The sequence below is a fragment of the Rothia sp. HMSC067H10 genome (genome assembly GCF_001810635.1).
GTDB lineage: Bacteria > Actinomycetota > Actinomycetes > Actinomycetales > Micrococcaceae > Rothia > Rothia dentocariosa.
Genome location: NZ_KV802311.1, coordinates 102,087 through 117,136 on the forward strand (window position 1 = coordinate 102,087; position 15,050 = coordinate 117,136).

Annotated in this window: 12 protein-coding genes; 2 read left to right on the forward strand and 10 right to left on the reverse strand. The window is 55.7% G+C overall.

Features of this window, described 5'->3' with window-relative positions:
* Position 1: 1 nt before the first annotated feature.
* The 6 genes from HMPREF2756_RS05030 to sdhC form a co-directional block, all read right to left on the reverse strand.
* Complete coding sequence (locus HMPREF2756_RS05030; protein WP_070618950.1) at positions 2 to 3,577, reverse strand: hypothetical protein; 3,576 nt, start codon at positions 3,575 to 3,577, stop codon at positions 2 to 4.
* Positions 3,578 to 3,890: 313 nt separating this feature from the next.
* Positions 3,891 to 5,141, reverse strand: a complete 1,251-nt coding sequence (locus tag HMPREF2756_RS05035) for an amidohydrolase (RefSeq protein ID WP_041321697.1) — start codon at positions 5,139 to 5,141, stop codon at positions 3,891 to 3,893.
* A 284-nt stretch (positions 5,142 to 5,425) separates the two neighbouring features.
* The gene (locus HMPREF2756_RS05040; protein ID WP_013398564.1) at positions 5,426 to 6,214 is read right to left on the reverse strand and encodes a succinate dehydrogenase iron-sulfur subunit; all 789 of its coding nucleotides are present in this window, start codon (positions 6,212 to 6,214) and stop codon (positions 5,426 to 5,428) included.
* A gap of 1 nt (position 6,215) precedes the next feature.
* Positions 6,216 to 7,979: a succinate dehydrogenase flavoprotein subunit gene (gene sdhA, locus HMPREF2756_RS05045; protein WP_070618953.1), complete on the reverse strand. Its 1,764-nt coding sequence runs from the start codon at positions 7,977 to 7,979 to the stop codon at positions 6,216 to 6,218.
* A gap of 42 nt (positions 7,980 to 8,021) precedes the next feature.
* On the reverse strand, positions 8,022 to 8,507 hold the full coding sequence (locus HMPREF2756_RS05050) for a succinate dehydrogenase hydrophobic membrane anchor subunit (protein ID WP_013398562.1): 486 nt from the start codon (positions 8,505 to 8,507) through the stop codon (positions 8,022 to 8,024).
* Between the two features lie 3 nt (positions 8,508 to 8,510).
* Positions 8,511 to 8,969, reverse strand: coding sequence for a succinate dehydrogenase, cytochrome b556 subunit (gene sdhC, locus HMPREF2756_RS05055; protein ID WP_080972594.1), 459 nt, complete (start codon positions 8,967 to 8,969; stop codon positions 8,511 to 8,513).
* A 332-nt stretch (positions 8,970 to 9,301) separates the two neighbouring features.
* On the opposite strand from sdhC, the gene HMPREF2756_RS05060 reads away from it, so the two are divergent.
* Together HMPREF2756_RS05060 and HMPREF2756_RS05065 are read left to right on the forward strand one after the other, a co-directional pair.
* Entirely contained in the window at positions 9,302 to 10,411 is a 1,110-nt protein-coding gene (locus HMPREF2756_RS05060) for a mannose-1-phosphate guanylyltransferase (RefSeq protein WP_070618956.1), read from the forward strand.
* Between the two features lie 188 nt (positions 10,412 to 10,599).
* On the forward strand, positions 10,600 to 11,913 hold the full coding sequence (locus HMPREF2756_RS05065; RefSeq protein WP_371440701.1) for a hypothetical protein: 1,314 nt from the start codon (positions 10,600 to 10,602) through the stop codon (positions 11,911 to 11,913).
* A gap of 89 nt (positions 11,914 to 12,002) precedes the next feature.
* On the opposite strand, the gene HMPREF2756_RS05070 is transcribed toward HMPREF2756_RS05065, so the two are convergent.
* From HMPREF2756_RS05070 to HMPREF2756_RS05085, 4 genes are all read right to left on the reverse strand, one after another.
* Positions 12,003 to 12,587, reverse strand: coding sequence for a 2'-5' RNA ligase family protein (locus HMPREF2756_RS05070; RefSeq protein WP_070618961.1), 585 nt, complete (start codon positions 12,585 to 12,587; stop codon positions 12,003 to 12,005).
* 17 nt (positions 12,588 to 12,604) lie between these two features.
* Positions 12,605 to 13,669 carry a tryptophan--tRNA ligase gene (gene trpS / locus HMPREF2756_RS05075; protein WP_070618964.1) on the reverse strand — a complete coding sequence of 355 codons (1,065 nt, stop codon included), beginning with the start codon at positions 13,667 to 13,669 and terminating at the stop codon, positions 12,605 to 12,607.
* An 80-nt stretch (positions 13,670 to 13,749) separates the two neighbouring features.
* The gene (locus tag HMPREF2756_RS05080) at positions 13,750 to 14,598 is read right to left on the reverse strand and encodes an exodeoxyribonuclease III (RefSeq protein ID WP_013398556.1); all 849 of its coding nucleotides are present in this window, start codon (positions 14,596 to 14,598) and stop codon (positions 13,750 to 13,752) included.
* Positions 14,595 to 15,029 (reverse strand): hypothetical protein, encoded by a 435-nt coding sequence (locus HMPREF2756_RS05085; protein WP_246825849.1) that lies wholly within the window; start codon positions 15,027 to 15,029, stop codon positions 14,595 to 14,597. Before HMPREF2756_RS05085 ends, HMPREF2756_RS05080 begins: the two co-directional genes overlap by 4 nt.
* Positions 15,030 to 15,050 lie beyond the last annotated feature (21 nt).

Here is a 15,050-nt window from a genome sequence, read left to right on the forward strand (position 1 = left end):
CCTACATGCTCCAGTGAGTCAGAGCATTCGCCATATGCGCCGGAATCTTAGCCCCCAGACGCGGGAACATGCGCAGTTCCTCTACGTAGCGATCGGCCTCAAGCTGGCGGGGGTACCGTACGAAAGCTTGCTCATTCGAGTAATCGAATGCAGACTGCACGGGCACGCCCGGGGTGAAGGTCAGGCTCATGGCGAGTGGCGACCCTTCACCTTCGCTGTAGGAATCGGCCTTGAGCGTGGGAATACCCAAATCTTCTTCCGAAACTAACTCGAAGGTTCGTACCTGCTCCCAGAATCCGTTGCGGCGCACGTGGGTGAGCACATCGTAGTAAGAGCCCACCGAACGCACCCGGATCAACACGGTCGTTGCATCCTTAGCGCTACCATTCTCGCCGAAAAGAGCTTCGGTCACCGGTGCCAGATGCTCAATCACCTTAGCATCGGTAAGTACTAGGTTACCCTCGGCAAGCGCATCGCCAGCGAGCACGGAGGAATGTGCCTGATGCGCGGGGGTATCCGGCTCGGCCTCTGCGGGAGGCAAGTCTGCGGATTCGTGCTGCGCGGTCTTACCGTCTGCAGTTGAGGTTTCAGACTGAGCAGCAACAGCGTATGCGGTCTGCGCGGCAGGCGCATCCTGCTTATTCGACGCCGATTCCTGAGGCTTCGTGTCAGTCGAGCCTGTCAGCGAGTCCTTCTCGACTTCGGGGACGAGAGCGAGGTCATCCACATGCTTGGGCAGTGCAGAGGAACTGTCGGTACTGGTGGTGCCAGCCTGGGATTCCTCCACAGCCTGAGTTACATTCGCACTCTGATTCTCTGAGGTGTAACCCGCAGTAGTCTTGGCATCACTCTCAGCCTTGACGGGGCTTTCGGAATCAGCCGCCTTCTGTGAGTCCTCGTTCGTCTTATCAGCAGCGGACTTCGAGTCGGTACCCGAGGTCTTCACCGCAGCAAAAGTATCCGCAGCGTCTTCCTTCGCGTTCGATGCAGTCTTCTTCGCTTCGGAGGATGCCACGATAGTCGCCAAAGCCGCCTGCATGCTGTTGAGTTCTTCTTCGTCTTCAGAAGATTTCTCAACCTTGGTTTTCTCTACCTCAGCTTCGGGGGTGGAGAGATCGGAAGAGTCCTTGGCTACGGATACGCCAGACACCGACGATTTCTCGGATTTATCGGAGACAGCACCGGCTTTAGCACTGTCAGTCTCGGTCTTGCTCTGCTCAGCAGCTTGAGCATTGTGACGACCGGTGACATTCTGCGGATCCGCATCGTAATCGTATTCGTAGCGCGAATCCTCGCGGTCGCTCTTCGACGATGCCGCGATCCCGGCGGCTGTCACGCCTGCGGCGCCAAGGGTACCTGCAGCGAGCGCGCTTGAACTGCTCTTGGTCGATTCTGCTGTAGCAGAATCAGACTTTGCAGTATCTGCTTTAGCCTTCGCAGAAACTTCCTGCGCCTTGTCCTGAGCCTCGGAGGACTTCTTCTCGGAATCTACGGTATGTTCGGATTTCTCAGACTTCTGTGAATCTTGAGTATTGGCTTTGTCGGCATCAGCAGACTTGACGTTCTGGGTGTGGTCATCAAGATCTTTCGCCTTCTGAGACTCAGCAGTCTTAGCCTGTTCATCGCTCTTATCCTGAGCGAGCTTTGCCTCAGATTCCTTCTGCGAAGAGGTATCATCGGAGGAATCAGCCAGCGCTGAGGTCTTCGCGGTCGACGTTTTCTGATCTGCAGCATTGGTGGATGTGGTGCTCTGGTCGGCGGAGGACTTTGCCGATTCGGCGCTTTTCGCTGATGAGTCTTTCTGTGAAGCCGAGTCTTTCTCGCTCGTTTCGAGAATGTAATCCGTGGTGTAGCTCGATGCATCTGCGGTGTTCGTGTACGAAGCCTGTACCGCTACTAGCCCGTTCTCGCTGGGGTTTGCTACCACGAGGGCACGGTTCCACACCCTGCCCGCGTCCTGTGCTCGCACGTAGAGCGAGGCAATCGACGAGAACCACGCATCGGTCGGAACCACAACACCCTGTTCGACTTCGCTGCCGCGATGGAAAATCCGGTAGTGCATATCGTCGCCCAGCTGACGCAGTTCGTAGGACACCTTCCCGGAGCCGTATCCGCGCATCGCAGTTACGAGGTCGTGCAGCGGATTCTCGGGGGTGAGAACCTCCGCTTTTTCGTTCCCTTCAACGGATGCTGCCGCCGCATGCGATGATGCGGCTGCGGCGCCGCTCTGAGAGGCTTTTTCATCGCGCGCAGTTTTTTCGACGTCCTGCTTCTTGGAGTCTTTATCTGTGGAAGAGTGGGCTGAGACCTCATCGGCCACGGTCTTCTCGTGCTGTACAGCCATCTTCTCGGCAGAGGTCTTCTCAGCCGAAGTTTCGACGCTGCGATTCTTCTCGGGAGCCAAGGTTTCAGGGTCGTTACGGTCATCAAGATGTTTGGCGGAACCCGTGACTCCCGAACCGACAAACTCGATCTTGTCGGACTTCTTCGAGGCTGACGGGGTGCCCGAAGACTCCAACCCGCTCGTCGCCTGAGCCTCAGGGCTAGGTGACTTTTTCTCGTGTGCAGAGGCTTTTACATCCGAAACAGATTCGGATTCTTGGGGTGTGGACTCAAGCGTAGACTTCGAGTCGGCGTTCGCTGTCTTCTTATCGTTTGAGTTCTTAGACTCAACACCGGGCGCGGGAACAAAAGCAGGCTTCTCTTCGGCATCGGTAGGCACGACTCCTGCGGCAAGTTTCTCCCGCTCACGATCCTCAACGTTCGGGGTCTTGACGCCCACAGATTCTTTCTCTGCAGAAAAAGACGGGGTGGCAGCCGCATCGGCATGTGAGGATACTGAGGAGGTATTCCCCTCGTGCTCGGTGCCGTATTTCGTCTCGTTAAATTCTTTAAGTGCGTCCTGCACGTTTTGTTTCTGGGAGCCTGCTTCGCTCTGTACCGATGCGGTACCCGAAACAGATGCCGCATCTGATGAGGGAACCGCAGTGGCGGAAGAGTTAGTCTCAAATGCATCCGCAGGCATACTCGTTGCGCGGTACTCAGAAATCTGGGGTGCACGTTTCGGGGTGGAAGCGTCGGATGTCTGGGCTGATTCTTGTGTGAAAGAACCCTTCTGGGCGGCATCTGCGTTCGCAGCCTGTGAGGAAGCACCCACGGTTTTCTTGCCTTCTGCTGACCCGGAAGTCTTCGCTTCGCCTGCTATGGATGCCGAAGGCTCAGCAGAAGAGCCGCTGTGCTGCGCGGACTGTTTCAAAGCATCGACGTTAAGGTCAGAAGTATCTTTGCTCTTCTGCTCTTCCTGTTGCATGCGAGTGCTCTCAGCCTGCACAAACCGGCGCAGGGAATTCTCCCAACGCTGCTGTTCATTCACACGTTCCGCGAGGGTACGATCCGATGCCTCTGCATCGGAGTTAGGGAGGGCGGATTTTACGTCGTCAGCCTGTGCTTCTGCCTCAGCCTGGGCGGCTTTCGCCTGCTCTTCCCACTTCTTCTTACCGATTCCAAAGAATCCCACAGAGTTCTCCCACTCGTCAGCTGTTCGGCGCCCCGCAATGACGCGGCGCGGTTCGGTCATCCCCTATAGTTTATCCTGCAAATGTTATTCATGAGTGGGTATGACGCAGGTTTTGACGTTCATGCGCGGCTTAACACCGTTTTTTCTAGTGTAGACATCACTATTTTGGTTTTTCAGACGCAACCCCACTCCCCCGGCAGATGCCCGCTATTTCGGCGATGCACCCGCACTTGACGTATTCCTCCTGTGACGAAATCCGTTCTTTCATAAAGTTTTCGTAAAGATTTGGCGGAGACCCCCATAAATATTTCTCGGTGCTGCGTGCTCCGGCGCCAGTGCCCGGAATATCCTCTATTACAGGTTGTCCGTAATATTAACGCGCCTCATCCCGCACCGGGTTCGCGGCCTTCGCAGCCTTCGCGAGCTCAAAACGCACGGCACGCAACGCGGTCGCCGCCATCACGCGCACACCCACGCCAATCGCCTGCTCATTAGGAGCGTAGTCCCCCTGATGTAAGTCGTAGACAGGATCTTCCGGGGCGCGAGTTCCTAGGCGGAACATCGAGCCTGGAACCTCCTGCAGAATCCACGCGAAGTCTTCTCCACCCATTGATTGCTCAACCAACACGATGGACTCTTCGCCTAATTCGGCGCGCGCCGCGTTTTCCAACATGGTGGTTTCCGCGTCGGTATTGACGACCGGGGGCACGCCGCGGATATGTTCGACCCTTGCTTGTACACCGAAGGGAACCGCGACTTGCTCGATTACCTCGTCCAGCAGGTTGCCCGCCTGACGCCACACCTCAACATCCAGACATCTCATGGTGCCCGCCAAATAGCCTTCAGCGGGAATAGCGTTCGGGGCAACCCCGGCGCTCACCTGCCCCCACGCGACCAGCACGCCGGAACGCACATCGGTACGGCGTGTGAGCACGGAAGGAACCTGCACGGCAATCTGACTCATCGCGTAGATAAGGTCCTCAGTCAGATGCGGTCGAGAGGTATGACCACCGTGACCACTCAGGTGAATCTTAATCGTGTCTGAAGCACTCGTAATCGCCCCGATGCGCGTGCCAATTTTCCCCAGTTCAACCTTCGGATCGCAATGCAGAGCAAAAGCACGTGGGATATTGCGTAAAAGACCTTGCTCAATCATCTGCACAGCCCCACCCGGCAACTGTTCCTCGGCGGGCTGGAACAGGATACGCACGCTACGCCCCAGCGGAGTCTTTTCGTTCAGCTCGTGAAGCGCTAAAGCAACCCCAAGCATGACGGTCTGGTGAATATCGTGCCCGCAGGCGTGCATCACCCCGGGTATGGTCGATGAATAAGGCAGATCCGTCTGTTCGACGATGGGAAGCGCATCAATATCAGCGCGAAGAGCTAAAGCAAACGGTCCGTTTCCGATATCGACGTAGCAACCGGTACCTTCGCAGGCAATAGGGTTCAGCCCTGCCTCACGCAGCGTCGTCATAATGCGTTCAGTCGTTTTCACCTCGCGGAATGAGAGCTCCGGGGTGCGGTGCACCTCGCGGCGAAATTCCACAAGGGTAGGCATCATGCGAGCCACCCAGTCGTCGAAGACAGGGGTCGAAAGATCGTAACGTGAGTTTGCAAAAACCATAGTTCGAGAATAGCGCGAATCCGAAGTCAGTACACACCTTCTGGCTGCCTTCTTACGTTCGTTGAAGTTTTTGTACGAGACGTGACGAATCATCGCGTTGTGTGGCGGGTTTATGACATTGTGACTGATTGTGACGAGGCTGAAACCGCCGCCTGCAGACGCGGAAATTAACTAGCGGGTACCAGTTCGCACTAATATCGCAAACAAAAATGCGGTGTGGGCGTCACCAATCTTGCGCCCACACCGCATATTTTGTGTCTCTACGAGTTCTCCAGTCGCCAGGCTTAGAGGGCTCGCGCCAAAATAGCCTGCTTGACCTCGGCAATAGCCTTAGTGATCTGAATGCCACGCGGGCAAGCCTCGGTGCAGTTGAAGGTTGTGCGGCAGCGCCACACACCTTCTTTATCGTTGAGGATTTCCAAACGCAGATCCCCAGCGTCATCGCGCGAATCGAAGATAAAACGATGCGCATTCACGATGGCAGAAGGACCGAAGTACTGACCGTCCGTCCAGAAAACGGGGCAAGAGGAGGTACAAGCCGCGCACAGAATACACTTTGTGGTGTCGTCGAATCGGGCGCGTTCTTCCGCAGACTGCAGACGCTCACGTTCCGGTTCATTCGAGTCATTGATGAAGAAGGGCATGATCTCGCGGTACGCCTGGAAGAAAGGCTCCATATCGACAATCAGGTCCTTTTCGCAGGGAAGACCCTTAATCGGCTCAACGATAATGGGCTTGGTAATGTCCAAATCCTTGAGCAGGGTCTTGCACGCTAGGCGGTTACGTCCGTTAATGCGCATCGCATCCGACCCGCAGATACCGTGTGCGCAGGAACGACGGAATGAGACCGAGCCGTCGAGCTCCCACTTGATCTTATGCAATGCATCCAGCACGCGGTCGGTGCGGTACATGGTCAGGTTGAAGTCATCCCAGTATGCTTTATCCGATACTTCGGGGTTGTAACGGCGCACGCGAATCGTCACGTCATAGGTGGGGATGTTCCCGGAGTCTGAACCGGACATACCTTCAAAGAGCTTGACCGATTCCGGTTCGGGAGTTTCGTGTTCAGCCATTTTAGTACTTACGCTCCTTGGGTTCGTAGCGAGTGTAGACAACGGGCTTGGTATCAAAACGCAGACCCTGCACACCCTCAAACTCAGACTCGGGATCTAGATAAACCATCGAGTGCTTCATGAAGTTCACGTCGTCGCGCTTCGGGAAGTCCTCACGGTAGTGACCACCTCGGGATTCCTGGCGGTGCAGTGCGCCCACCGACATCACCTTGGCAAGCTGTAGCAGGAAGCCGAGCTCAACGGCCTCCAACAGGTCAAGGTTGAAGCGCTTGCCTTTATCCTGAATCGAGATATTTGCGTAGCGCTTTTCGAGTTCGTCAATGGCGGAGAGAGCCTTGCGAATGGTTTCTTCGGTACGGAACACCTGCATATCGGCTTCCATCACACGCTGCAGCTCGGTGCGGATAGCGCCAACCTTTTCGGTGCCCTGCCCGTCACGAATACTATTGAGCATCGCGAGAGTGCGATCGGCAGCGTCGTCCGGAACAGGCACGAAATCTGCGGATGCGGCGTATTCTGCGGCGCGGCGGCCAGCACGCTTACCAAACACGTTAATGTCCAGAAGTGAGTTGGTTCCCAAACGGTTTGCACCGTGTACCGACACGCAGGCTACCTCACCGGCTGCGTATAGTCCTGGAATAGTCTCTTCGCTGTTGCGGTACACCTCGGTATCGTTGTTCGTGGGAATACCGCCCATCGCATAGTGCGCGGTGGGGAACACCGGAATAGGCTGGTGGTGCGGCTCAACTGCCAGATAGGTACGCGCGAATTCGGTAATATCCGGCAGTTTCTCGTCGATATGCGCGGGTTCGAGGTGAGTGAGGTCTAGGAGCACATAGTCTTTATGCGGTCCGCAGCCGCGACCTTCACGCACCTCGTTCGCCATTGCACGAGCCACGATATCGCGGGGGGCTAGGTCCTTAATGGTCGGTGCGTAACGTTCCATGAAACGCTCGCCCTCGGAGTTACGCAGAATACCGCCCTCACCGCGGGCACCCTCGGTCACGAGAATACCCAGGCCCGCAAGGCCGGTCGGGTGGAACTGCACGAATTCCATATCCTCTAGGGGAAGACCTGCACGCAAGGCGATTGCCATGCCATCACCCGTAAGGGTGTGCGCGTTTGAGGTAGTTTTGAAAATCTTGCCGCATCCGCCGGATGCGAAAATCACGGATTTCGATTGGAAAACGTGTACTTCGCCGGTTGCCAGGTCGTAGGAGACAACACCTGCAGGTCGGGGGTTGCCGTTTTCGTCTTCTGACATAATGAGGTCGAGCACGTAGAACTCGTTGTAGAACTCGACATTGTGACGCACACAGTTTTGATAGAGGGTCTGCAGAATCATGTGGCCCGTGCGGTCGGCAGCGTAGCATGCGCGACGCACGGCGGCTTTACCGTGATCGCGGGTATGCCCGCCAAAACGACGCTGGTCGATGCGCCCCTCGGGGGTACGGTTGAAGGGAAGACCCATTTTTTCAAGGTCGAGCACGGCGTCAATGGCTTCTTTCGCCATAATCTCTGCCGCATCCTGATCGACAAGGTAGTCGCCGCCCTTGACGGTGTCAAAGGTATGCCACTCCCAGTTGTCTTCCTCAACGTTAGCTAAGGCGGCGCACATACCGCCCTGTGCCGCACCGGTGTGCGAGCGGGTGGGGTATAGCTTCGTCAGCACCGCGGTTCGTACGCGCTGCCCCGCCTCAATAGCGGCACGCATACCTGCGCCGCCAGCGCCAACAATCACTACATCGTACTTATGTACCTGCATGATGCTCTCTCTCGTATGTCAAAAATCTTTAGTGTTTTACCCTTAGTGGGCCGGGCAGAAGCTAGGCAGCAGATTAGCCGCCGCGCCTGAGGGGCAGGGATCGAAAGCGAAGATCGTGAGAGTTCCGACCAGCAGCACAAAAGCTGATGCTGCGAAGAGGATAATCTTCAGCCACACACGCACACGATCCTTTTCGGCGTAATCGTCAATGACCACGCGGATGCCGTTGGTGCCGTGGAGCATAGCCAGCCACAGCAGCAGCAGATCCCAGATTTGCCAGAAGGGGTTTGCCCATTTACCGCCCACGAAACCGAAGTCGATCGCGTGAATGCCGTCCCCCACCATGAGGTTCACGAAGAGGTGCCCGAAAATCAGCACCACCAGCACAACACCGGAGAGGCGCATCCCCAGCCAGGCGAACATTTCAAAATTGTTGCGCTTGCTGGAGGAACGGTTATATTTCACACCATCAATCTTGTTATCGCGCAGGCGAGGAACCGAAACACGTGATTTGAGTGGAGTAGACATGGCTTAGTGACCTCCAAGGTGTGAGAATACGATCGGCAGGTGACGAGCCGCGAATCCTGCAACGGTAATCGCCCACAGGAACAGAACAACCCACAGAATCTTAATGTGCGCATAGGTAGCCTTCTGGTTGATTTCGGGAGAACCGTCTTTGCCTTTGCTCATCACGTGCTCGACTTTGGCGTTAGTAGCTGTTCCCCAGAAGTCGATAAGAATAATGCGAATACCGTTGAAGGCGTGGTACACGATAGCTGCCACGAGCGCGGTCTCTCCCAGACCCATCACGGGGTTTTTGTAGAGACCGAGAACGCTATTGTATGCCTCGGGAGAGATACGGACAACGGCGGTATCAAGTACGTGAACCAGTAGGAAGAAGAATATAGCGATACCTGTCACACGATGAGCGACCCAAGACCACATGCCCCATCGGCCGCGGTACAGGGTCCCCTTTGAACTATTCAGCACTGAATAACCTCCTGTCGCCGCTGAGACGACGTCGGGGTCTGTGTGTTTAACCTCGGCGGGAAGCGCGCTCAGCAACTCCTGTGATTTCATATTGTTAGTTTCAAGATACCAGGTAATTCACAGGCTTATTGACACCTCGTCGCTCTATTTACAGGAAACTACAAGGTTAATTACGAAATAGTTATTTTGCGATACCCCTCCGTGGGCTGATTTCATGCGGAACTAATCTTTACCTAATGTGATGCATCTCTTGATATTTTTTATCTGAGACTTTCCTGGAAATCACTCTAAGAATTCGGCATATTACAAAAGCCCCCGGTATTCTGGAACTGATGAATACTGCATTAACCCGTTTCCGCCCGCTTATTCCAGCTGGCGGTGTTGGTTCGCGTTTGTGGCCGCTTTCGCGTGCTCAGGCGCCGAAGTTCCTTCTCGACCTCACAGACTCAGGTAAATCGCTCTTGCGTGATACTTACGACCGTCTCATTGATTTGAGCAACGGCTCCGTGATGGTCGTGACCGGCACTTCTCATGCCAACGCTGTAACCCAGCAGATTCCCGAATTACGAGCCTCCGACCTCGTCTTGGAGCCCTCCCCGAAGGATTCTGCAGCCGCTATTGGTTTAGCGTGCGCTATTATTTACGAGCGTGAACCGGATGCGATTATTGGCTCCTTTGCCGCTGATCACGTCATCAACCCCGTTGATGAATTTCAGCGCGTGGTGACCGAGGCGGTTATCACGGCAGCTTCAGGAAAGATTGTCACTATCGGCATTACCCCCACCGAGCCGTCGAGTGCGTTCGGATATATTAGAGCGTGCACTCCATTGGGGCTTGCTCACGCACCGAATGCCCTTGCGGTCGAGTCTTTTGTTGAAAAACCCGATAGCGAAACCGCTCAAAAATACCTAGACTCCGGGGACTACACCTGGAACGCCGGCATGTTCGTGGCACCCGTATCCCTGATGCTGCAGCATCTTGAAAAGAACGAGCCCGAGCTTTACGCCGGGGTTATGAAGATCGCCAAGGCTTGGGACACTCCCGAGCGTGAGAGCATTATGGAACAGACTTGGGGAACTCTTCCCAAGACCGCAATCGACTACGCCGTTGCTGAACCTGCCGCTGCTGCTGGCGATGTTGCGATGGTCCCCGGCTCCTTCAGCTGGGACGATGTGGGAGATTTTGATGCCGTCGCCCGTCTTAACCAAGAGAAGCATGGTGAAGGCCTCACAATTCTCGGTGACGAAGACAATGTGATCAATCAAGGCTGCAGCGGCATTGTTGTCGCGAACAGCAACCGCAAGATCTCGGTGATTGGCCTTGACGATATCGTGGTGGTTGATACCCCCGATGCGCTCCTCGTCGCACCGCGTGAGCGGGCTCAGGCCGTGAAAGACACAGTTACCGAGCTCAAAGATCGCGGCTTGGCTGATCTTCTCTAAAAGCGGCCATCGTTTAAATAACCACGTCGTATGGCGTTTATAACATTCTCAACACTCACTCATCGGGTGGATCGGCATGATATTCATGCTGATCCACCCATTATTTATATCCCGGCTCTTACTAATTCAATAATGATTCTCATGTGTGATAGTCTCTGTGTATGTCCAACACACGAAAATCATTTTTGATGTCACTAAGTTCACTCGGTCTCGTATCCTCCCTGCTCCTTGCAGGATGCGCGGGCGGCACATCCTCTGCAGGCTCCTCAGAGCCTTCCGCAGGAGCATCCTCAGGGGATTCAAACGCAAGCGCCTCGCAGTCTCCCATCGTTGAAGGCAAAGGCCCGTCAACCCGCCTCGCCATCACTTATGACGGCGGAGTGATGGTGTACGACGGTAAAGATATGAAGCTTCTGCAGGATATTCACAAAGATGGTTTCCTGCGCCTGAACGATGCGGGTGATAACCGCCATCTGATCGTAGCCGACGGATCCAGCTACACCTTCCTCGACACCGGCGCATGGTCGGTAGCACATGGTGACCACTCGCACTACTACACCACCGCTCCCAGCCTCTCGACACTCTCACTTCAGGCCGACCATACCGGGCATGTTATTGCCGATAACGGTAAGGTTGCGGCATTCGCAGACGGTACCGGTACCTTCGACGTATACGACCCCGCAAACCTGGTATCCAATAAACGCACGGCAACTAACCTTGAAACCAAGCAGGTTAAGCTCCCCAATCCTCACCACGGATTCGCTATCCCCCTGCCGAATGACCAGTACCTCGTAGCAGTCGGGGATTCCAAAACCCGCACGGGCGCAGCCGTGGTAGACGCTAACGGTAAGACCATAACAGAGAACAAGGAATGCCCCGGTGTACACGGCGAAGCTATCGCGCGGGATAATACCTTCACGATCGGATGCACCGACGGCGTACTCATCTACCGGGATGGCACTTTCACGAAGGTGACAAACCCCCAAGATCCCTACTCACGCTCGGGCAACCAGGCAGGAACGGCAGACTCCCCTTACGTTCTGGCGGATTATAAGACGGATAAGGACGCCAAGCTTGAGCGCCCCGAGAAGTTTGCCATCATTGATACGGTCGCCCGCACGCGAGAGGTATACTCACTCCCCAAAGGAGTCAGCTACACCTTCCGCTCCATGGGCCGCGGACCTAACGGTGAGGCTCTGCTGCTCACCACGGACGGTAAGCTGCGTATCTATGACCCGGCAAACGGCACCGAGCTTGGGTCTGTACAGCTAATGAATACGTGGACCGAGTCAGAAACCTGGCAGGATCCTCGCCCGGCATTGTGGGTAGACGGTAAAACCGCCTACGTGACCGACCCTGAGACGAAGAAGCTTCATGCGGTATCACTCTCGGACGCTTCTCATCCAAAGACCCTCATGAGCATCGACCTGCCGCAGGTTCCTAATGAACTCAGCGGTGTCTCTTCAGCGAATGCGGCACCCGTAACTGCGGACTCCCACTAGGAAGAAGTTAGCGATCCCAAGCCCCGATACCGGTTTAGGTATCGGGGCTTGCTCTGCTAGGTATATATATTTAAGATTGTGGGGCGCAGCTAAGACTGAAGAGATAGTGCTCCCAGAGGTTCCCAATCCGCGCCATCATAGGCATATACGTGCAGAGTATCTACCGTGAACGAACGTTCTTGTTCTGGTAAATTATCGAAAATCCGATGCGCCTGCCGCACCTGATCCGGCGTCAAAGAACGCCCCAAGGTGATATGCGGAACGTAAGGGAAAGGCGATGCCCACTGCCCTAACTCCTGCACGCACGCGCCATGAAGTTCGGCAAAAGTATCGGCGCCTAAGATAACGTCCAGATACTCGATCTCAGAGTTTGGGCGGAAGGTGCACACTCCCCCAGCGCGCGCCTGCACCGCGCCAATTGCGGCGAGTGAATGCGCCAGCGCATCCGAACGCCAGTCGTTCTCGTTCTGCTCGGTCAGCTCACTAACATACACAGTCACATGATTACTCAAATCAGTGGGAAGAGTCATGCCGGTTCTCTTCTTCCAGTCCACAAGACGCTGCCCCAACGGTCCGTTCACGTGGGCGATCAGACTCAAATAACGCTGCCCGGGGTGAAGAGTGGGCGATTCCTCAGTGTGTGATAGATTCTCGCAGGTGTTCTTAACAGTCACAGCGTACCTCCTTCGGTCTAGCCGCGCTGTGCGGGCAAAAAACCCACTTTATCGTAGACATTCTCGATAGTAACAGTCGCTATTTCACGAGCTTTCTGAGCGCCCAATGCCAGCAAGCGGTCAAGCTCGGCGGGGTCCGCCATAAGCTCTAGGGTACGCTCACGCAGGGGCGAAAGTTTCTCGACCACAACATCCGCCAAATCAACCTTGAGATGACCGTACATCTTACCCTCATAACGTTTGACGAGAGAGTCGATGCTCTCACCAGTCATCGCGGAATAGATCGAGAGCAGATTAGAGACGCCAGGTTTCGCCTCACGATCATAAGCAATAATGGAGCCGTCGTCAGTCACGGCAGACTTAATCTTCTTCACAGTCGCCTTCGGCTCATCCAAAAGTTTGATAAGCCCCTTATCGGAGGTGGCAGATTTCGACATCTTCGAGGTCGGCTCCTGCAAATCATAAATCTTGGCGGTTTCCTTCATAATAATGGGTTCGGGCACCACGAAGGTTTCGCCAAAGCGCGAGTTGAACCGTTGCGCCAGGTTGCGGGTAAGCTCTAGGTGCTGGCGCTGATCCTCGCCCACCGGTACGCCATCGACCTGATACAGCAGAATATCCGCCGCCATCAGCACCGGGTAGGTAAATAACCCCACCGAGGCGTTATCAGCACCCTGCTTCTGCGATTTGTCCTTGAACTGGGTCATGCGTGATGCCTCACCAAAACCCGTGAAGCAGTTCAGTACCCAGGCAAGCTGCGCGTGCTCAGGCACCTGCGACTGCACAAAGAACGGGGAACGCGCAGGGTCAATACCGGCGGCAATATACTGGGCGGCGGTCAGGCGGGTGCGTTCGCGCAGGGACTGTGGGTCTTGGGGCACGGTAATAGCGTGCATATCGGGGATAAAGAACAGGCACTCGTTGGCGGGGTCCTCCTGCAGGGCAACCCAGTTGTTCACCGCGCCAATATAGTTGCCCAAATGCATCGAATCTGCGGAAGGCTGCGCACCGGAGTAGACACGCACACGATCCAAAGACGCATTGGGAATGAGTGATTTATCCTGTTTCTTTTCGTCAGACATGATAGATACTTTCTTCAAGGGGCGCACGATGCGGGCGGCCGGTTAGCCAGCGCATCCGGCATCTTATCGGCGGGTGAATTCTAGAACTGGTAATCGACGACGAGCGGCGCGTGATCGCTGAACCGTTCATCATAGGAGGCGGCACGATCGACCGTCGCTTCCACGGCTTTCGCGGCGAGCGCTGGGGTAGCCATATGGTAGTCGATGCGCCACCCGGCGTCGTTATCGAAAGCTTTGCCGCGGTAGGACCACCAGGTATAGGGCCCGGGCACTTCACCTGCGAGTTTGCGCGCCACGTCCTCGTAGCCGATTTCGCCGAAGAATTTATCGAAGTATGCGCGTTCTTCGGGCAGGAAACCGGCGCGTTTCTGGTTTGCCTTCCAGTTTTTAATGTCGAGCTCGGTGTGCCCCACGTTGAGGTCTCCCACAATGAGCACGTGATCCGAGTGCTGAGCGAGTTCGGGCAGGCGCACGAGCATGCGGTCGAGAAAGCGGTACTTGTCATCCTGGCGGGGCGTTCCAACCTCACCGGAGTGCACGTAGGCGCTTACGACGGTCAGGGTTTCGCCGGTGGGCAGGGTGTAGTCCGCCTCAACCCAGCGGCCAGCGTCCGCGAAATAGTCTTCGCCGATCGTGGAGCGGGTGGCGACAGGCTGGTTTTTCAGCAGTTCACCGTTCGCGTTGGGGTGCTTGCGGGTTGCCACCAATACCCCGGCGCGTCCTTTGGCGGCGGCTTCGGCGTGCAGAATATTCCAGTCGTCTTCGTTGAGAAGTTCGCGCACGATCTTATCGGGGGCACGAACCTCCTGCAGGCAGAGAATATCAACGTCGCGGCCAGCGAGCCACGTGGCCATATCTTTCCTGTAGGCGGCACGAATACCGTTGACGTTCACGCTGGCGACGCGCAGAGTTTTAGCGGCGCGGCTCATTCTTCACCCCTCATTTCGTCGTTGACCATTCCCATCCCATTGGACGCTGTGGTGTTAATAGTATCTAAAGCCCGCTCGATCATGGCGCGAGATTCTTCGCTGTCGTCCGTGAGGTAGTTGGCAATTTCGCGGGACTGCACAAGCACGATCTGAAAGCTGTGGGCAAGTTTATCGGCGAGCATCGCATCCAATTCTTCGCGGTGGATGCGGCTAAGTTCGGCACGATCCTGTTTGATGGACACCAGTACGATACGCACTAAGTAGACGGCGAGCGCCAGCCATCCGAGAATAAGGCCTGCCAGGATCCAACCGAGCACGCTGTTGGCGTTGAAAATTGCTAGAACGAGAAGAAGTACAAGGAGCCCAACGCCGATGCAGGACCCAACGATGGCTTTACGCACGGAGGCGTTATCGGAGTCGGCGGTGGTCACAGAATGTTGCTCGCGTGTGTG

What these genes read in the sequence shown, in the direction of transcription:
- HMPREF2756_RS05080 (WP_013398556.1), bottom strand. Translation starts at nt 14,598, where the DNA reads ATGAGCCGCGCCGCTAAAACTCTGCGCGTCGCCAGCGTGAACGTCAAC.
- HMPREF2756_RS05030 (WP_070618950.1), bottom strand. Translation starts at nt 3,577, where the DNA reads ATGACCGAACCGCGCCGCGTCATTGCGGGGCGCCGAACAGCTGACGAG.
- trpS (WP_070618964.1), bottom strand. Translation starts at nt 13,669, where the DNA reads ATGTCTGACGAAAAGAAACAGGATAAATCACTCATTCCCAATGCGTCT.
- sdhA (WP_070618953.1), bottom strand. Translation starts at nt 7,979, where the DNA reads ATGCAGGTACATAAGTACGATGTAGTGATTGTTGGCGCTGGCGGCGCA.
- HMPREF2756_RS05040 (WP_013398564.1), bottom strand. Translation starts at nt 6,214, where the DNA reads ATGGCTGAACACGAAACTCCCGAACCGGAATCGGTCAAGCTCTTTGAA.
- HMPREF2756_RS05035 (WP_041321697.1), bottom strand. Translation starts at nt 5,141, where the DNA reads ATGGTTTTTGCAAACTCACGTTACGATCTTTCGACCCCTGTCTTCGAC.
- HMPREF2756_RS05050 (WP_013398562.1), bottom strand. Translation starts at nt 8,507, where the DNA reads ATGTCTACTCCACTCAAATCACGTGTTTCGGTTCCTCGCCTGCGCGAT.
- HMPREF2756_RS05065 (WP_371440701.1), top strand. Translation starts at nt 10,600, where the DNA reads ATGTCACTAAGTTCACTCGGTCTCGTATCCTCCCTGCTCCTTGCAGGA.
- HMPREF2756_RS05060 (WP_070618956.1), top strand. Translation starts at nt 9,302, where the DNA reads ATGAATACTGCATTAACCCGTTTCCGCCCGCTTATTCCAGCTGGCGGT.